The sequence below is a fragment of the Eubacterium sp. LMAG:50 genome (assembly GCF_008680265.1).
Lineage (GTDB): Bacteria > Bacillota > Clostridia > Lachnospirales > Lachnospiraceae > Eubacterium_U > Eubacterium_U album.
Genome location: NZ_NALP01000007.1, coordinates 735,905 through 755,786 on the forward strand (window position 1 = coordinate 735,905; position 19,882 = coordinate 755,786).

Consider the following 19,882-nt stretch of genomic DNA (forward strand, 5'->3'; position numbering starts at 1 on the left):
TAATGGGTAAAAGTATGCTTAATAAATATAATAAAAATCTTAGTATTATAATTTTAGGGATTGCATTGGTTGTCTACATTTTATTTATGGCTGTTACCGGAAGGGTTTTTGATGTAGGCAAATCTACAATAGCGGCAAATACAAACGAAGATACAGAGTATACGGTTGGACGTATTTCTAATGACAGGGAATATTCCATAGTTGTAGACAAGAAGGTTAGCAACCTTAAAAGCATTTCTCTTAAGATAAAAGATTTAAGAGAAAAATATACGCAGGAAAAAAGAAACAATGGAATTATTTCCATAAAGTTTTATGATAATGAATCAGGAAAAGTTCTAGGCGAAAAAGAGTTAGAAGTTCAGGATATCATGTTAACATTATATTATGCTGAAGAATCTTCAGACAGCTCAGTTGCATATTCAAACATAGAATGTCACGATTTAAAAATTAGTGCTGATTCTTTAAAAATTGTTGTGAAAGGCAAAAATATTCCACAGGACAGTGAACTTGTTATTTATGGTAACAGACAGGATAAAATTGAAAATTTAGCATCATATGATGATGATATGCAGATAAGTGGAAATATTTTATGTATTGTAGTTGAAGGAAGAAAGAAAATTTCTACAGATTTTTTGTGGGGATTAGTATTGATTGCCTTTATAGGAATTACAGTTAATTTTCTTAAAATGAAAGCAAATGCCAATGGAGGGTCTAATGGTAAAAAGAATAACAAATAAAATACCGAAGCCTTTAGCGTATGCAATTGTATTATTTCTAATTGTTGTATTAACGTTTGTAATCGAATTTTTTGGCTTTAATTTTAAGAGTATAAGATATGGACTTAAAGATACAACTTTTACTAATTTTACAGTTAAAAATAACTCAATTGAAGTTAAGTTAAAAAAGACTACTTACATAGGAAAGGTACAGATATATGGATTATCAGAAGAAAATAAAATAATCCATTACAGTTTTGAAGTTACTACTGTATCGTCTTATGGAAAAGAAAATAAAAAAGGATATAATGACATATTGTATCCTGAATTAAAAACAGGGGTGACTTCTGTAGGGGAATACGGAAACAAGATTAAAATTGATGTTCCTAAAGAATACGTGGACTGTATAAAAGCAGTTAAGATTAAAAATTCATTTACACCTAACAAATATAGAATGTGCTTTATATTTTCAGTACTTGTGATGCTTGCAATGATTATTTTATGTAAGGATATTCTTAGAAAAAGAATAGAGCTGTTCTTCGTTGTATCAGGTTTTTTAATCGGAGTATCATTAATTTATTCTACAGGCGCAACACCGTTTACATGGGATGAAGAAACACATTTTAAGGCCGTATATGAAAATGCCTACGGAGATTTAGTAGATAACACGAGTGCAGTTGTTAAGTATGAGGAAAAAGTAGGAATTCCTGCATATAACACTTTGGAGGAAAAAAATCTCGTAGACCAATACATGAATGCTAATGATAAAAAAGTAATTTCAAGAACAAATAAGGCAGTTGCAACAAATTATACTGCAGTAGCATATATACCTCAGATTCTTGGAGCAAAAATTGCAAGAGCACTACATTTAAGCTTTTCTAATATGCTGATGCTTATTAAATTTATGAACTTAATTGTATATCTTGTTGTTATGGTGATTGCAATAAAGATGACAAAAGTATGTAAATATGCACTTGTTTGTATAGCATTAATGCCTACAAGTATTTTACAGGCAAGTTCTATAACATATGATGGCTTTGTTTTATGCTTTGTTTCACTTGGAGTTGTATTGCTGATAAATGAAATTATTAGTGATGAAGAAAAGATAAATACAAAGTTATTAGTAGCCGGAATGGTTGCAATTACAGTGGGAAGTTTATCTAAGATGGTTTATGCACCATTAGTTATGCTTGCACTATTTATTCCTAATAGGAAATTTTCAAGTAAAAAGAGTGTAATCTGGTTTAAACTTGGAATATTGGCTGTATGTGGATGGATGCTTACAACATTTGTGTTGCCAACAATAGCAAGTATGATTTCACCGGATGTTACGGCAACTGTGGATATCAGAGGTGGAGATACAAACTCAGGAAGTCAGATTGGAAACATTATTGGACAGCCATTTAATTATGCAAAAGAATTGTTATCAAGTATATTTAGTTTTGAAAACTTTGGTATTTCAGCTGAGACAAGAGACCCATATACAATTGGTAATTTAATGCTTATGAATTATGGTGGAACAGTCGTAGGACCGGATAAATTTGCTTATGTAATAATGGCACTTATTATGATTTTAATTTGCAAAAATAAAGAAGAAAAGCCTCTTAATGTAAAAACAAAATTAGGTGTTTGGGGACTTATCTTTATTATTGTTGTATTGATATGGACAGCAATGTATCTTGCATTTACACCTGTAGGTCAGAAGGCTATAGTAGGTGTACAGGCCAGATATTATCTTCCAATATTGTGGCTGGCTATAGTAGCTGCATATAACGGGAAATTATGTATTAATGTAACAAAAACAGGTTACGCCCGATTGCTTACCGGAATCATGACATTTATAACTGCATATGGACTTTTGGCGGTATTAATTGTTCAAAAGCTAGCATAAAAGGAAAGGCTTTTACAAAATCTGATTTTGTAAAGCCTTTTTGAGAGGTTTAGGAAATGGATAAAAAAGTATCAATTGTAATACCTGCATATAACAGTGAAAAATATATAAAGGATTGTATTTTGTCACTGCAAAGGCAGACATATAAAAATATAGAAATTATAGTTGTTAATGATGGCTCAAAGGATTCAACGCTAGAAATATTAAACGAGCTTGCAAAAGAATATAATAATTTAATTGTTCTTACACAGGAAAATCATGGAATAGCTTATACAAGAAACAGAGGAATCGAATTTGCCACAGGTGAATATCTGATGTTTATGGATAATGATGATTCCATGAAAGAAGACTGTATAGAAATGCTGCTAAGCAGAATTTTGGAAACTGATGCTGATATGGTAATTGGTGGATACAGGCGAATTACTCCTGGAGGAAAAGTTTTAGATGAAATGGTTCTCACAAAAGATGAATGGGCAAAGTTTAGAATGATAAGTCCTTGGGGACGTATTATGAAAACGCAATTTGTCAGAGAACATAATCTTAAATTTGGCGATTATAAAATGGGAGAGGATTCATATTTTAATGTTACAGCTTACGGCGAAAGTGACAAAATCATAACAACAGATTATGTGGGTTATAATTGGATTTACAGAGATGAGTCGGTTTCAAATACAACTCAGAAAAAAGTGGCAAATTCTCCAATTCCTTTTCTTGAAGGGTTAATAGAGAGAAATAAAAATCAAAAATATATGAAGCCTAAAATGTTTGAGTATTTTGTTATAAAATATGTTATCTGGAATTTGACCTTTATATGTAAACAGAGTACTAAAAAAGAAATGTCAAAAGCGTATACAGAATATTTTAACTGGTTATCCGGGAAGATTCCTGATTATAAGAAAAATCCTTATGTGGGACTTGGAAAGCCTAAAGGTGAAACAGCTTTAATAAGACTAATTGTAACTATATTTTGCAAAATGCCAAAGAGCATAGTAATATGTATAATGATGCTATATAAAAAGATTGTATAAATAGAGAGCAACAGAATTAAAAAAATGGGAACAAACAATGTTAAAGTTTAGTAATCGTGAATAATAAGCAATGATATAGTTTGGTAAACCAAAATAATAAACAATAGCAGAGCAAAAAAACTTAGTAAATAACAACAGAGTTTTTAGGAGAAGAAAGATGAAACATTCATTTGTAATATGTGCATACAAAGAAAGTCCTTTTTTAGAGGAATGCATACAGTCATTAGAAAAACAGACAGTAAAAAGTACAATTAAAATGGTTACTTCAACACCTAATGAGTATATTGCTGATATGGCAAAAAAACACAATATAGAACTGATAGTAAACGAAGGTCAGGGAGGAATTGTCCAAGACTGGAATTTCGGATATAAACAGATTGATACTCCTTATGTGACAATTGCACATCAGGATGATGTATATTTTCCAGAGTATACAGAAACTTTATTAAAGGAATTTGAAAGAAGCAAACATCCTTTGATTTTCTTTACAGATTACTGGGAACTTAGAAATGGTGAATATGTTAAAGAAAACAAATTACTTAAAGTTAAAAGAATCATGCTTATACCATTAAAGACAAGATTGTTTTTTAACAGCAGATTTGTAAGAAGAAGAATATTATCATTTGGATCACCTATTTGTTGCCCTTCAGTAGGATATGTCAGAGCAAATTTGCCAAATCCTATTTTTGAAGTTGGATTTAGAAGCAATGAAGACTGGCAGGCATGGGAGAAACTTTCTAAACTTAAAGGAAGCTTTATTTATTGCAAAAAGCCATTAGTGGCACATAGAATACATGAAGATTCAGAAACATCAGCCATTATTGCCGATAATAAGAGAAGCGATGAAGATGAAGTTATGTTTTCAAAATTCTGGCCTAAATTTATTGTTAAGATATTAGTAAAATTTTATGCTAAAGGTCAGGATTCTAACAATATGTAATTTATTAAAGAGTGGAAGGTTCAATGAAAACGTTAGTATATTGTTAGGATTTTAATTATGTGATTCATTGAGGTTATAATATAAATGAGTAAAAAGATAAAAAATAATTTGCCGGATGATTTGAATGGTTCACAGGATAATTTAGAAAATGTGAGAACAGATTTAAATTCGGATAATATGAAAGATGAGGGCTTAAAGGATAATATTAAGATTGAAAATGCGATTGCAGCATTGCAGCAGGAAAGCACTCAGGAAATGTTAGCTCATACTTTAACAGTTATCCGAAGAAGAATGAAGGAAAAAGGCAGATTAATTATTGCGGTTGAGCCACCTAAAGCAGATGGGAATTTGAATATTCAGGCAATTAAGACAGATGATGGAAGAATGTGGTGGATGGCGTTTACAAGTTTTGATGAGGAAGTTAAAGGAAGCGGTAGTGTAATGTCTACTTTTATGAGTGACATTGACAGCTTATTTGTGACAGCCTTAAAAACAGATGGAATAAGTGGAATTATAATTAATCCGTGGAACAAAACAATAATGCTTGATAAGAGATTGATAAGTATTATTATTGGAAAATAATATGATGCCAGGTTCAAAAGGCTTAAGCCCACATAAGCTTGCTCATAAAGGAGTAGGATTATAGGAGTGTGCAGTATGAACAATCTGTAGTCATCAAAGTAAGGGACTTTTGACCACAACGTCATAATTTTAAAGAATTATAAATATAACAAAATTTAAGAGGTGATAATTATGTCAGAAATTAATAGTATTGATGTAGAAGAAGATCAGTTTGCATATCGTTATGATACACAGCTTTTGATTGACAGAAGAGATAAAGATTTAGATGAGGATGAGATATCAGAGTACATAACAGAACATTTTGAAGGTAACTGTCTTATCGCAGTAGGAGATGAAGATTTGATTAAAATTCATTTCCATACAAATGAGCCTTGGAAAGTTTTAGAATATTGTAACTCAATTGGAGAAATTTACGATATTGTAGTTGAAGATATGATTCGTCAGTCAGCAGGCTTACAGGGTTAGAGTAAAATTAAGAATATTATCTTAAGTTTTCCACATACTAACTCCATAACTTAAATTTAGCAAAATAGGATTTAATTACATTAAAGAAAAAATTAAATTCTTTAAAAGATTAGTTATGGAGGATAATAACATGAAAGCGACAGGTATCGTACGAAGAATCGATGAATTGGGGAGAGTTGTTGTTCCAAAGGAAATCAGAAGAACTTTAAGAATAAGGGAAGGCGATCCTTTAGAGATTTTTACAAATAGAGATGGTGAGGTCATTTTAAAAAAATATTCACCAATTGGAGAACTTGACAATTTTGCAAAACAATATGCGGAAGCGTTAGGGCAGACATCAGGCCAAATGATTATGATTTGCGACAGGGATCAGGTTGTTGCTGCATCAGGTGGAGCTAAAAAAGAAAACATAGGAAAGAAGATAAGTAAGGATGTAGAAAACTTAATAGATGAACGTGAAGTCTTTACAACTCATAATAGTTTAAAAAAGGGGATAGCTATCATTGAGGAAGGTGAAGAACCATCTATGGGTGAAGTAATATATCCGATTATCTGTGAAGGAGATGCAGTTGGTGCGGTTGCAATAATTGGAAAAGACATAAAGAATCCAATATCGGTAACTGAACAAAAGTTAGCGGCAGTTGCAGCAAATTTTTTAGGAAAGCAAATGGAGTCTTAAATTTAAACGGGTAAAAAATACAATTAAAATGACAAAATTTTGTGCTAAAAAAAATAAGTCGTAAAAGTTCGAAAAAAATAAAAAAATTGTTTTATGAAAAATGCACATAAAATTTGGCTGAAATCCCCTTAAAATAAGCAAATTACCTTGACAAAGTAAGGGTAAATGATGTATAAAGTTTATTGAAGTACGCGAGGAAAACGTATATTACAGGAACACATGAAATTAAAGTAGTTTCTGAACTAATTTTTAGGAGGATATAAACATGAACAAGACAGAATTTATCGCAGCAGTAGCTGAAGAAGCAGGATTATCAAAGACAGACGCAGCAAAGGCTGTTAAGGCTTTTACAGACGTTGTAACAGAAGAAATGAAGAAGGGTGAAAAAGTACAGTTAATCGGATTTGGTAACTTTGAAGTTTCTAAGAGACCAGCTCGTGAAGGTATCAACCCTGCAACAAAGGAAAAGATCACAATTGCTGCAGCTAATGTACCTAAGTTCAAAGCAGGTAAGGCTTTAAAAGAAGCTCTTAACTAATTTAAAAGAGTAAATATATAAGTGATTTTAAGGGCTTTTGTTATCAAAAGCCCTTTATTTTATACTACTTTTTAATCAGGAAGTTTAGAAATAAATTATAAAATAATTAAATTTACAATAAAATATAAGATTTGTAATTAATAATGTAATTGTGCAAAACAGAAAAGATATCCGGTTAATGAATATAATAGCAGAAAAAAGGATATCTAATTAACAACAAAATCAGGAGGAAACATGAGAATAGATAAATACTTAAAAGTATCAAGAATTATTAAAAGAAGAACAGTAGCTAATGAAGCTTGTGATGCAGGAAGAGTAATAGTAAATGGAAAACCTGTAAAAGCTTCTTACGATGTTAAGATTAACGATGTAATTGAAATTCAATTTGGACAGAGAACGGTTAAAGTTCAGGTATTAAATTTGAATGAAACTGTAAAAAAAGAAGAAGCTACAGAAATGTACAAAGATTTGACATAAATTTAAGATAGTATACAAATATAAATGTACTAATGCATCTAATAAAAGAGTGCCTAAATTAGCCCATACAGAAAATATTTGATAGAAATATAAACTTAGATGTTTGGGTCAAAAGCTCTAGCTTTGATACCTACGGATTGTTTTTTTAGTTAGTATAAATAAAAAAAGAGTTTCATATATTTATGTAAGTATAGCTATGTGGGTGATTTAGTGGAGAATGATAATATTTCCAAAGCTCATAAACTTATGATGCTTAACAGGAAATCAATGGAGATTACAGGGGTCGAGGATGTTATTTCTTTTGATACAAAAGAGGTATTACTTGAAACGACAATGGGAATTCTGACTATTAAAGGTGAGGATTTAAAAGTAAATAGGTTAAGTATAGAAAAAGGGGAATTAGAGATTGAAGGAACTGTGGACAGCATGGAATATTCTGAAATCTCATCATATAAAAGAAAAAAAGAAAGCATGCTTAAAAGGATGTTTAAATGATTAAAGATGAACTTATTTTGCTTTTTACTTCACTGTATTGCGGAATAATATTTGCAATTGTATACGATGCTATAAGGATAATAAGAAATCTTATTAAACCACATTTTATTAGAGTGGTTATTGAAGATTTTATATATTGGATATGTGTAGCTTACATATTTTTTAGTATGTTGATTAAAAAAAATTACGGAAATTTAAGATGGTATCCTATATTTGGAATGCTTTTGGCAATGGCAGTTTATGAAATAATAGTAGGAAGAAAATTAGTGTTGAAAATTTCGAAAGTTTTGGAAAAGATAATTAGAACTTTATTAAAACCATTGAAAAAAGCAGGGAAACGAATTAAACTAAGAAAGACGAAAATAGAAGAAAAGTTTGCAAAAGGAAATAAGGTGAGTAGATGTCGGAAAAAAGAAAACCACAGGAAAGCATGCAACGCAGACAGCAAAACGGACAACAGGTAAGAAAACCAAGGAAAAGCACTGCTACTTCCAGAGTGAGCAGAGTAAGTAAGAGTAAGAAAAAAAACGATAACAGAGGCATGATAGTTGGAATAAGCCTTGTAGTTATTATGTTATGTGCTATTTTACTTGTACAGACATTTAATGCATATGGAACGTTATCAGATTTAAAGAAACAGAAAAAAGAACTTACGCAGGAATATAATGACCAATTAGAATTATCAGATGAATTAAAAGAAAAAGAAGACTACGTTAAGACAGACGAATATATAGAAGAAATGGCAAGAAAGATGGGATTAGTGTATCCGGATGAAGTAATCTTTAAGCCAGAAGACTAAAGCTATAGGAAATAAGTAAGAAAGCGATTTACGAAGTAAATTTTCCTAAATACAAAAGAAACCAATTTTAAAGATGTTTATATTAATATAATAAAAAATTAATTTTTTAAGAGATTTATTTTCTATATAATTAAAAAAGAAACTGATTTTAAAAGTATATGGAATTAATAGTTATAAGATAATTTAACTTTTTGCATTTACTTTAAAGGTCAGCTTCTTTTTTTTGCTCGTATTTGGACAGATTAAAAAGTCTTTTATTTACTTATGAGTAAGCTCATGTTTGTATAATATACTTGATGTTTATATGAATTTGGCTTTAACCCGCTTATGAACAAATTCATGTGAACTTAGACCTTTTGACCAAGGCGGTCTATAAAAGTTTAAAAGGAAAAAATGTCAAAAAGTCTAAGGAACATAAGGTTATGATTCGACAATTTTGGATATTGACATCCGATATACTGTTGTCAATAAAAAAATGGAGGATTGATTAATGACGCAAAAGGTATTGAAACCATTATTTTTACTTATGATATCCTGGGCAGTAACAGGAATTACATTTTTTGGCTGTAATCCGATAGCTTTGGCATGGTATAGTGCGGGAAACATATTGCCCGTATTTGGAGTAGTGATAGCACCGGTTATGGCAGGGGGAATATATTTTTATCAGGGATTTTTGCCAATGTGCAAGTATACAATGATAATTTTGATGACATATGTGTGTATTAATTTATATAAGAAATGGGCAAAGAATCCAAATCCGTTTATTTTGGCAGGAATTTCGGTTATGACAATGGTTGTTATGGAGGGAGCAGATTTTTATATGAATAATATGGCGTCGCTTCATTGGAGTGCATTTAAAATGCTTACATATATTCCGATAATAATGCTTAACTGGTCAACAACCATAATATTTGCATATGGAATAAATAAATTTATGGTTCAGAAAAAATTATCGCCAATAGATGATGGTATGCAAAATGTAGATGCGGAGCAGGTGTTAAAAACGGCGAAAGCTTTTAAGGGAATAGCTTCTAAAATGCAGTATATAAACAGTGAGTATAATGAAAATTTTCAAAACGAATATTTGGAAAATCATATAAATGAGTGTGTGTGTAGCGGATGTGCGAATAGTGAAATACAGTATATGGAAAGGGCAAGGCTTAATTATTTGTGGTTTAGCAAAATGGTGGAAACGAGGGAAGCCATGGCATCACAATTCAATGAAGTAAGTAAAATCGTGGAAAAATTTTTGAGACCGGCAATTAGTGAAGATTTACTTACAGACAGAATGGCAGAAAAAATACAACGAAAATTCAGAGAGAAAAAAATATATGCAAAGAAAATAAGGGTGGTGAAAAATGAAAAAGAATATATAGAAGTAGAGTTTTATGCCAAAAAGAAGAAGAGGGCAAAAGCTACGGTTAGAATGATGACGGATATAATAAGTCGGGTGGTTGGCAAAAAGATGAGAATGGTAAACTTAGAATATGGAAATATACCATTAGAATATGGAAAATTTCAGTTGTTAGAGGAGGTGAATTTTCACACATTACAGGGGAGTGCAAAAACAGTTAAAAGAAATGAACAGGTTTCAGGGGATAATTTTACGTATCTTGTGTTAGATAAAGGGCAGACATTTATGAGCATATGCGATGGTATGGGCTCAGGAAGTGTTGCAAATGAGTATAGTGGAATCATAATTGATTTATTGGAACAGTTTATGGACAGTGGACTGAATGAAAATACAATATTAAGGCTTATTAATTCGGTTTTGCTGACAAAAAGCGGATGGGATATTTCTACTACGGTCGACATGGGAATGATTGATCTATATTCGGGAACATGTAGATTTTTGAAGTCAGGTGCTGCATGCACGTTTATAAAAAGAGGGAACTGGGTAGAATGTATAAAGTCAACATCTTTACCAATAGGAGTTTTAAATGAGGTGGATGTTGAGACTATAACTAAAAAATTGTATGACGGTGATTTTGTAATAATGATTTCAGATGGAATAGTGGAATCATTGCAGTGCGATGATAAAGAAAAGGAGATGGCAAATGTGATAATGGATATAGAGAGTAATAATCCAAAAGAAATGGCACTTATTATTATGAATGAGGCGATAAAACTGTCGGGTGGAGTGCCAAAAGATGATATGACGGTTCTTGTGACAGGAATATGGCGAAAGCATTAAACAAAGAGTATCACATAAATTATTGATTTAAGGTATTTTATGACAATCAAAGTAACAGATAGATGAAAATATTAAACGATTTAACCGGGTTGTTTGACTTTAGAATAAGCATACAGTATATTAAAAATATGATAAAAAAAGTATTGAATTTTATTAAAGAAAACAATATGCTGCAAAATGGAGACAGCGTCGTTCTGGGAGTATCCGGAGGCGCTGATTCCATTTGTATGCTATATGTACTAAAAGAAATAAGCAAATTTATTAATTTAAAACTTGTAGTGGTTCATGTACATCATCATATCAGAGGCAAAGAAGCAGATGGAGATATGGAATATGTTAGAAAAATTTGTGACAAAGAGCATATTCCGTATGAAATTTTTCACATAGATGCTAAAAAAGAGGCAATAGCCAGAGGAATGTCAGAGGAGGAGGCAGGAAGAGTCTGCAGATATGAATGTTTTGCAAAAGTGCAGGAGAAATATAATGCAAATAAAATATCGGTGGCACATAATTTGAATGATAATAGTGAAACTATTTTGTTTAACCTTTTTAGAGGAACCGGAATAAAAGGAATTTCGGGTATCCCTATGCAGCGTGATAACATTGTAAGGCCACTGCTTTGTGTATCAAGAAAAGAGATTGAAAAATATCTTGAAGAAAATCATATATCATATAGGACAGATAAAACAAATTTTGAGACAGAATATAGCAGAAATAAGCTTAGATTAGAATTGATTCCGTATATAAAAGAAAATATAAATAAAAAAGCTGAATATAATATTGTAAATGCCGGAAAAATGTTAGGAGAAATAGAAGATTATTTAGAGATTGAAACAAATAAGACATATGATGAATATGTAGACGAAAATGAAGAAGGAATATTCATCTCATTAAAGGCTTTTGAAATTCATCCGGCTATAGCAAAAAGGATTGTCAGAAAAGGAATTGAGAAAAAAGCAGGAAAATTAAAAGATGTAACGGCGGCGCACGTTGAAAGTATTATAAATTTGGCAAAGCTTGAAGTGTCAAAGTCAGTTAATTTGCCTTATAATATCAAAGCAATAAAAAAGTATAAGGGAATTCTACTTTCGGATTTATCCGATATAAAAATTGAAAAAATTAAGGAGATTCCAATTATTGTAAATAATGAACTTATAAACGAGAATCCGTACAATGGAAAATTTAAAATAGACTTCGAAAACAACGGATTTTCAGTAGATGATATACAGGAATTACTGTATACTAAATGGATTGATTGTGATAAAATAGGTTCGTTAACCTTACGGAATCGTAAAGAGGGTGATTACCTTGTAGTAAATGATTTCGGAAGTAAAAAGAAACTGAAAGAATATTTTATCAATGAAAAAATTCCTAAAGAAGACAGAGATAAAGTATTACTATTGGCCGATGGAAATCATATAGTGTGGATAGTCGGATATAGAATGAGTAGTTACTATAAAGTCAACAGTAATACTAGAAACATAATTAAGATTGAATTTTATAATTAAAAAACAAAGGAGAGAAGAAAATGGCAAGTCATATCGAGGAAATGATTAGTGAAGAACAAATTGATAAAAGAGTTAGAGAGATTGCAAAGCAGATTAGCGAAGATTATAAGGGAAAATCTGTTCGTCTTATCTGTATCCTAAAAGGAAGCGTTTTTTATACATGCGAATTAGCAAAGAGAATATCAATACCGGTAACTCTTGATTTTATGAGTGTATCAAGTTATGGCTCAGGTACTGTAAGTACAGGTGATATTAAAATCAAAAAAGATTTGGATCATGACATAGAAGGATTAAATGTAATTGTTGTTGAAGATATCATTGATTCAGGCAATACATTAAACAAGTTAATACCGTTGTTAAAAGAAAGAAAGCCTGCAAGCATTGCAGTAACAACACTTCTTGATAAACCATCAAGAAGAGAAGTAGATGTTCATGTTGATTATACAGGGTTTGAAATAGAAGATAAATTTGTAGTAGGCTATGGGCTTGACTACGACCAGAAGTACAGAGACTTACCTTTTGTAGGCGTTGTTGAAGAGTAATTTAATATTCAAAAAAATTTGCCTCCGATTAAGATGACGGATGCGTGAAATTTTACTGACAGCGATACAAAATACTACCATAGGAGGTGAAAAATTGAAGAATAGTTCAAGAGGATTTAGAATTTACTTTATAGTTATAGCATTAATGATTGTAGGTATGTATGCATTTTCAATATTTTCAACGAAAGACAGTGATTATAAATATAATGATTTTATTACTGATTTAAAGGCTGGAAATGTATCAGAAGTTACAATCAGACAAAATAATGAGGTACCATCAGGAAGTATTGTTGTTGTTTTATCAAAGGATAAATCAAGAAAAGTAGTATATGTAACAGATGTAAATAAAGTAATTAGTGATATAGATGAAATAGATACAGATGTTAAGCCTACAGTTACTGATGTTGCAGGTGATAATTCATTGATGATATCAATTATACAGGTGCTATTAATGGCAGGTGTTGTAATTGTTATTATTATGGTTATGAATGGTAGTGCCAATGCAGGCAATGCAAAAATGGCTAACTTTGGTAAGAGCCGCGCAAGACTTGTACTTGATGTTAAGAATATTAATTTCTCAAATGTCGCAGGTCTTATTGAAGAAAAAGAAGAACTTGAAGAAATTGTAGATTTCCTAAGGAATCCTAAAAAATATATAGATTTAGGAGCAAGAATTCCAAAGGGTGTTTTATTAGAAGGCCCTCCGGGAACAGGTAAGACATTATTAGCAAAAGCTGTTGCAGGTGAAGCTAAGGTGCCTTTCTTTACAATTTCAGGTTCTGATTTTGTGGAAATGTTTGTAGGCGTAGGTGCTTCCAGAGTAAGAGATTTATTTGCGGAAGCAAAGAAAAATGCACCATGTATTATATTTATCGATGAAATCGATGCTGTTGCCAGACGAAGGGGAACAGGAATGGGTGGTGGCCATGATGAACGTGAACAGACATTAAACCAGATGCTTGTAGAAATGGACGGATTTGGTGTTAATGAAGGTATCATTGTTATGGCAGCTACTAACAGAGTAGATATTCTTGATCCGGCTATTTTAAGACCGGGACGATTTGACAGAAAAGTATTAGTAGGAAGACCTGATGTTGTAGGCAGAAAGGGAATACTTGAAGTTCATGCAAAGAATAAGCCGTTAGGCGAGGATGTTGATTTGAAAAAAATCGCACAGATTACATCAGGATTTACAGGAGCTGATTTGGAAAACCTCTTAAATGAAGCGGCTATTATTGCAGCAAAATCTGACAGAGCATTTATTATTCAGGAAGATATTGATAAAGCACTTATTAAAGTTGGGGTTGGAAAAGAAAAGAAGAGTAAAATTATTTCTGACAAAGAGAAACGTATTACAGCTTATCACGAAGCAGGCCATGCAATTTTATTCCATGTATTGCCTGACGTAGGACCTGTTCATACGGTTTCAGTTATTCCAACAGGAGCAGGAGCAGCAGGTTATACAATGCCATTACCTGAAAAAGATGAAATGTTTGATACAAAAGGACATATGATTCAGGAAATAATGGTAAGCCTTGGTGGAAGAATTGCAGAAGAAATAATTCTTGATGATATTACAACAGGAGCATCTCAAGATATTAAACAGGCAACTGCAATGGCTAAGGCAATGGTTACAAAATATGGATTTTCTGACAGATTAGGTTTAATAAATTATGATAATGATTCTGAAGAAGTATTTATTGGACGTGATTTAGCACAGTCAAAAGGATATGCAGAACATACAGCATCAGTAATTGATGAAGAAGTAAAAAATATCATTGATACATGTTACAAAGATGCTAAAAAAATTATCGAAGATCATATGGAACAATTACAAAAATGTGCTCAAATGTTGATCGAAAAAGAGAAGATAAACCAACAGGAATTCGAAAGTATTTTTTAACAAAAGTAATAATGACTAATAAAAATGTTTTAAAAAACAAGAAATTGTGTAAAATACTAATAAAAAACAATAATAAACAATAATAAATTGTGCAAAAGATAAAAAGTGTTGTTATCGGTAACAAAACGCTTTACAACAGTTGATTTTATGCTATAATAATTATTGTAAAACCCCCCAATACATTATATAGTTTTTTTTGCTACACCCCAAAGAAAAAACGAATACCTTCTCCGAAAAGGACAGCAGTAGCAGCTGTCCTTTTTGTTTGTATAAAAATAAATAGCACCAATTTATGCAAATATGTAATATAATTTAGTGAGTAGGTTTGGAATAAGATATTGAATAATATATGAAATAATATATATGACAGTTACAAACAGATAGTTGAAAAGTAATGTTTATTTCCTGATTTTTTTTTAGGAAATTTTATATAGTTTTATATTTAGGAGAACAATATGAACCATAATAGAAATTCTATTTTTCATGACGGAACAGAACAGTTTTGCAGATACAATAAACAGACAGATAAATATAGCTTTATACTTCGCGTAGGCCATAGAATGGCAAATGAAGTATATATAATTATTGATAATGAAAGAATTCAAATGACATCATGTTATCAGGATGAAATATTTGAGTATTATACTGTAAGAATTCACCTTGAAAACAGATGTTATAGATATAGATTTGAGATAGATGGAAATGAAATCCTGTTTTACAATATAGCAGGAGCTGATACAAGCTACTCAGATGTTTATGACTTTTCAATAACACCCGGATTTAATACACCGGATTGGGCAAAAGGTGCAGTTATGTACCAGATATATGTAGAACGTTTTTGCAACGGAGATAAAACAAACGATGTTGAAACAAATGAATATGCGTATATTGGAAAAGGCGTAGAAAAAATTGAAGACTGGTATGAAAATCCGGCAGCAGACGATACCAGACAGTTTTATGGTGGTGATTTACAGGGAGTTATAGATAAGATGGATTATTTGGAAAAATTAGGCGTAAAGGCTATTTATTTTAATCCGTTGTTCGTATCTCCTTCAAACCATAAGTATGACACACAGGACTATGATTATATAGACCCTCATTTTGGAAAAATAGTTGTTGATGAGGGGGATGTATTAAAAGATGGAGAGACAGATAATTCAAAGGCAACAAAATACATTTCAAGAGTTACAAATAAGAAAAATCTTGAAGCAAGTAACGAATTGTTTATTGAATTAGTAGAAGAGGCTCATAAACGTGGAATTAAAGTGATTATTGACGGCGTATTTAACCATTGTGGCTCTTTTAACAAATGGATGGATTACGAGGAAATTTATAGAGAAGAGAATGGCTATGAGAAAGGTGCATATATTTCTCAGGACAGCCCATATAATTCTTTTTTTAAATTTAATGGCGGTCAGTGGCCTCACAATTCAACATATGAAGGATGGTGGGGATTTGATACTTTGCCAAAACTTAATTATGAAGATAGTGAAAAGTTGCAACAGTATATTTTAGACATTGCAAAAAAGTGGGTTTCACCTCCTTATAATGTTGATGGATGGAGATTAGATGTTGCAGCTGATTTGGGACATAGTGGTGAATTTAATCATGAATTCTGGCGTAAATTCCGAAAGGCAGTTAAGGAAGCAAATAAGGATGCAATTATTTTAGCAGAACATTATGGCGAAGCGGGAGAATGGCTAAAGGGCGACCAATGGGATACGGTAATGAATTATGATGCGTTCATGGATCCTGTAAGCTGGTTTTTAACAGGTGTTGATAAACATTCTGACAATGTAAAGCCGGAACTTAAGGGAAATGCCCACAGCTTTAATGATGCAATGAAATATCATATGGCGCAATTCCAGAATCAGTCGTTATTAGTGGCAATGAATGAATTGTCAAATCATGATCATTCAAGATTTATGACAAGAACAAACGGTATGGCTGGAAGAATTGCAACTGCAGGAGCAGAAGCGGCAAATGAAAATGTAAAGAAAGCCATATTTAAACAGGGAGTCGTAATGCAGATGACTCTGCCGGGAGCACCAACATTGTATTATGGGGATGAAGCCGGCGTGTGTGGATGGACAGATCCGGACAACCGAAGAACATATCCTTGGGGCAAAGAAGATTTTGAATTAATCGAATTTTACAGAGATATGATTTTTATACACAATCATTGCGATGAATTGAAGAAAGGTTCTTACAAGCAATTAGACTGGGGCAACAATTATTTAAGTTATGGACGATTTGATGCATTAAATGGCACAGTAACAGCTATCAATACATCAGACCATGAAATCAATGTGAAAATTCCTGTTTGGCAGTTAAACATTCCAAATGGAAACGTAATGGAACGATTAATGGAAACATCTGAGGAATTGTATAATGTGGGTCGAATTCCGGTAATGGTAGAAAATGGTGATATAGCAGTTACCATTCCTGCATGTAGCGCGGTAGTTTATAGAACAAAATAGATGTGTGTAATAACCCACAATATATAGATGAAAGTTTCACCATTGTTAAATTCCTCTCTTAATGTATAAATAGCCAATTTCATAATATAGACAAGTATTTGACTTGGAAAAAAGGATGTCAATTATGTAGTATTTGATGGTGCCTGATTTAGCTTGATTTAGTAGAAAAAATGGTTGCGTAAATAAAAAAATTATGGTATAAATATTTATTGTTGGAAACAAATGGGCAGATTCCCGAGTGGCCAAAGGGGACAGACTGTAAATCTGCTGGCAACGCCTTCGAAGGTTCGAATCCTTCTCTGCCCATTATTTATTCAACGGGTTCGCCGGCGTGGCGGAACTGGCAGACGCGCAGGACTTAAAATCCTGTGGTAGCAATATCGTACCGGTTCGATTCCGGTCGCCGGCATACATATGTGCGAAGCAATGAGTTCACATACACAAAAAAAGAACAGGTTCTTTAGAAAGCTAGTTTTCAGAAAGAATCTGTTCTTTTTTTGATGCGGCGAATGCCGCATCAGCGAGATGGAAATTATATTGTCTGCAATCCTTTATAGAAAAAGAGGTTGCAGGCATTTTTGTTTTACAATAAAAAATAGTAAATATTTACATTTTGGCCCTAATCATTTACTATAAAAGGAGGGTATTTGTTATATTGGACATGGAAATGTTCATGAACTTTATATAAGTTAATTTGCAGTTATAGGTTTATAAAGTATGTTTATGTATATGAGTGAAACAGCATAAATAATATAAAAAATTATAAGTACTAAAAAATGACAGATGAAGTTCATAAACAATTTTTAAAGAAAATTGTAATATAATGTATGGTGGAGAGAAAAGTGTATAAATTATTAAAAAAATGGAAAAACGCAAAGATAAGAACGCAGATTATTCTGACTTATATTGCGGTTCTTTTATTGTCATTTATAATGACGTTTACATTAATTTCAGCTGTAAACGGAAGATATACGAAAATTGAAGTTGGTAAGGCAGGAGTGCAGACAGTTAATGCACTTCAGGGTAATTTAGCGCTTATTTTTGATAATGTAACTCAATTTTCAACACAGATATATTTTGACGATATCGTACAGGATTCTTTAAGACAAATAAATTCAGAGAATATTAATTTAAATTATCAAAAAAACATAACAAAGAGTTTGTTTAATATGATATTATCCGGAGAATACATTTCCGGAGTATATATATTTGATAAATATAATAATTGTTATAATTCTTATAAGAGACCACCAAAAAAAATAAATAAGCAAATTCAGGATACAAATTGGTATAAGGAAATGCAGGAAGCAAATGGAAATGGATTTTTCTATAACGGAAGCGATGGAACAATAGAATATTATTCACCTAATGATTATCTGTGCTATGTAAGACAGATTGTAGATAAGAAAGATTATAAACCTTTGGCTACACTTCTAATAACATTTGATGATTCAGTATTGCAGGACTATTTTAATCAGGTTAGTAATTATTACAAGAATCAGTTCTACATAGTTGATTCGAAAGGAAATTATATTATTGAGCCTCAAGACAAAAAGCGTGATTTTAAAAAGTATACAAAAATTGCAAAAAATATGTCTAAGGAGTACATGGAAGTAAATAATAAAGACGGAAAAAGTGTTGTTGTAAGTCAGGATATAGGAATACAGGATTGGAAACTTATCGGAGTATTTTCATTGGATAACATTACATCTTTAGCTCCATATTATTCGACAGTGATAGTGATAATTATGTGTTTAAATGTTGCATTTGTATTTATATGCTCAATGTTACTTACATATCTCATATTTAAACCACTTGCAAAAGTAGAAAAACATATGAAAATAGTTGAAAACGGTGAATTTGTGACAATGCCTGTTGAAGATAATGCTAATGAAATCACAAGCCTTAAAAAAGTATTTAACCATATGATTTTGTCTGTTAAATCTTTAATGAGAAAAATAAAGGATGAAGAAAGAATTATTGCAAAAGGCAAGTTAGACATAATACAGGCGCAGATAAATCCGCACTTTTTATATAACACTTTAGATGCGGTTTCAGCATTAGCATTAATGGAGGAAAATGAAAAATGTTTCCAGATGACGCAGGCGTTAGGAAATTTTTATCGAAACAGTCTAAACAGTGGACTTGATTATATAAAAGTTGAGGATGAAATAAGTAGTATCGAAAGTTACATTACAATATTAAACATGAGATACGACAATCAGATAAAAGTTAATTATGAAATAGAAGAATCGGTAAAAAAAGAGAAAGTTCTTAAACTTTTACTTCAACCTTTAGTGGAAAATGCAGTACATCACGGACTAAATGGAGAAGAAGGAACTGTAAATATAAAAGTATTTGAACAGGATGATGAAATAATATTTATTGTATCTGACGATGGGGTTGGGATGAGTGAAGAAAGAATACAGGAAATAATGGAAGGTAAATCTGTTACTGGAAAATCGGGATTTGGACTTTATAGCTTAATACAGAGAATAAAGTTAATGGATGAAATAGAGAATCCAATGATAATTCAGAGTGAAATAGGTGTTGGAACAGAAATAATTGTTACTGTAGGTAAGATAAAATCAGAGTAAGATTTGCAATAGTGTAAATGTACAATCAGACAAAATAGTATAAATGTA

General features: G+C 31.6%; 18 protein-coding genes and 2 tRNA genes. All 20 read left to right on the plus strand.

The annotated features are described in order from the left end of the window. The first annotated feature begins 2 nt into the window (after positions 1-2). On the plus strand, positions 3-737 hold the full coding sequence (locus CCC31_RS08550) for a hypothetical protein (RefSeq protein ID WP_178516288.1): 735 nt from the start codon (positions 3-5) through the stop codon (positions 735-737). Next, entirely contained in the window at positions 715-2,607 is a 1,893-nt protein-coding gene (locus CCC31_RS08555) for a DUF2142 domain-containing protein (RefSeq protein ID WP_158574530.1), read from the plus strand. The genes CCC31_RS08550 and CCC31_RS08555 overlap by 23 nt, the downstream gene beginning before the upstream one ends. 56 nt (positions 2,608-2,663) lie before the next feature. Continuing rightward, the gene (locus CCC31_RS08560; protein ID WP_118565702.1) at positions 2,664-3,635 is read left to right on the plus strand and encodes a glycosyltransferase family 2 protein; all 972 of its coding nucleotides are present in this window, start codon (positions 2,664-2,666) and stop codon (positions 3,633-3,635) included. 157 nt (positions 3,636-3,792) lie between these two features. After that, on the plus strand, positions 3,793-4,575 hold the full coding sequence (locus CCC31_RS08565) for a glycosyltransferase (RefSeq protein ID WP_022088902.1): 783 nt from the start codon (positions 3,793-3,795) through the stop codon (positions 4,573-4,575). An 84-nt stretch (positions 4,576-4,659) separates the two neighbouring features. Then, positions 4,660-5,157 carry an SseB family protein gene (locus CCC31_RS08570; protein ID WP_118565701.1) on the plus strand — a complete coding sequence of 166 codons (498 nt, stop codon included), beginning with the start codon at positions 4,660-4,662 and terminating at the stop codon, positions 5,155-5,157. 171 nt (positions 5,158-5,328) lie between these two features. Beyond that, entirely contained in the window at positions 5,329-5,622 is a 294-nt protein-coding gene (locus CCC31_RS08575; protein ID WP_022088900.1) for a hypothetical protein, read from the plus strand. A 130-nt stretch (positions 5,623-5,752) separates the two neighbouring features. After that, a complete protein-coding gene (gene spoVT / locus CCC31_RS08580) occupies positions 5,753-6,301 on the plus strand; it encodes a stage V sporulation protein T (RefSeq protein WP_022088899.1) in 549 nt (182 codons plus the stop codon). Between the two features lie 265 nt (positions 6,302-6,566). Beyond that, the gene (locus CCC31_RS08585) at positions 6,567-6,839 is read left to right on the plus strand and encodes an HU family DNA-binding protein (protein WP_022088898.1); all 273 of its coding nucleotides are present in this window, start codon (positions 6,567-6,569) and stop codon (positions 6,837-6,839) included. Between the two features lie 234 nt (positions 6,840-7,073). Further along, positions 7,074-7,316 carry an RNA-binding S4 domain-containing protein gene (locus tag CCC31_RS08590; protein WP_022088897.1) on the plus strand — a complete coding sequence of 81 codons (243 nt, stop codon included), beginning with the start codon at positions 7,074-7,076 and terminating at the stop codon, positions 7,314-7,316. 210 nt (positions 7,317-7,526) lie between these two features. Then, positions 7,527-7,811, plus strand: coding sequence for a sporulation protein YabP (gene yabP, locus CCC31_RS08595; RefSeq protein ID WP_243003062.1), 285 nt, complete (start codon positions 7,527-7,529; stop codon positions 7,809-7,811). After that, complete coding sequence (gene yabQ / locus CCC31_RS08600) at positions 7,808-8,275, plus strand: spore cortex biosynthesis protein YabQ (protein ID WP_290850907.1); 468 nt, start codon at positions 7,808-7,810, stop codon at positions 8,273-8,275. Before yabP ends, yabQ begins: the two co-directional genes overlap by 4 nt. Continuing rightward, positions 8,242-8,610: a septum formation initiator family protein gene (locus CCC31_RS08605; protein WP_022088894.1), complete on the plus strand. Its 369-nt coding sequence runs from the start codon at positions 8,242-8,244 to the stop codon at positions 8,608-8,610. The genes yabQ and CCC31_RS08605 overlap by 34 nt, the downstream gene beginning before the upstream one ends. A 490-nt stretch (positions 8,611-9,100) precedes the next feature. After that, complete coding sequence (locus tag CCC31_RS08610) at positions 9,101-10,804, plus strand: SpoIIE family protein phosphatase (protein WP_290850909.1); 1,704 nt, start codon at positions 9,101-9,103, stop codon at positions 10,802-10,804. 62 nt (positions 10,805-10,866) lie between these two features. Continuing rightward, positions 10,867-12,312 carry a tRNA lysidine(34) synthetase TilS gene (gene tilS / locus CCC31_RS08615; protein WP_022088892.1) on the plus strand — a complete coding sequence of 482 codons (1,446 nt, stop codon included), beginning with the start codon at positions 10,867-10,869 and terminating at the stop codon, positions 12,310-12,312. 20 nt (positions 12,313-12,332) lie between these two features. Beyond that, entirely contained in the window at positions 12,333-12,854 is a 522-nt protein-coding gene (gene hpt, locus CCC31_RS08620; protein ID WP_022088891.1) for a hypoxanthine phosphoribosyltransferase, read from the plus strand. A 94-nt stretch (positions 12,855-12,948) separates the two neighbouring features. Then, a complete protein-coding gene (gene ftsH, locus CCC31_RS08625; RefSeq protein WP_022088890.1) occupies positions 12,949-14,757 on the plus strand; it encodes an ATP-dependent zinc metalloprotease FtsH in 1,809 nt (602 codons plus the stop codon). 455 nt (positions 14,758-15,212) lie between these two features. Next, positions 15,213-17,237: a glycoside hydrolase family 13 protein gene (locus CCC31_RS08630; protein WP_117910266.1), complete on the plus strand. Its 2,025-nt coding sequence runs from the start codon at positions 15,213-15,215 to the stop codon at positions 17,235-17,237. 224 nt (positions 17,238-17,461) lie between these two features. Further along, positions 17,462-17,543, plus strand: a tRNA-Tyr gene (locus tag CCC31_RS08635). A 19-nt stretch (positions 17,544-17,562) separates the two neighbouring features. Next, a tRNA-Leu gene (locus CCC31_RS08640) sits at positions 17,563-17,646 on the plus strand. A 433-nt stretch (positions 17,647-18,079) separates the two neighbouring features. Continuing rightward, complete coding sequence (locus tag CCC31_RS08645) at positions 18,080-19,834, plus strand: histidine kinase (RefSeq protein ID WP_290850915.1); 1,755 nt, start codon at positions 18,080-18,082, stop codon at positions 19,832-19,834. Positions 19,835-19,882 lie beyond the last annotated feature (48 nt).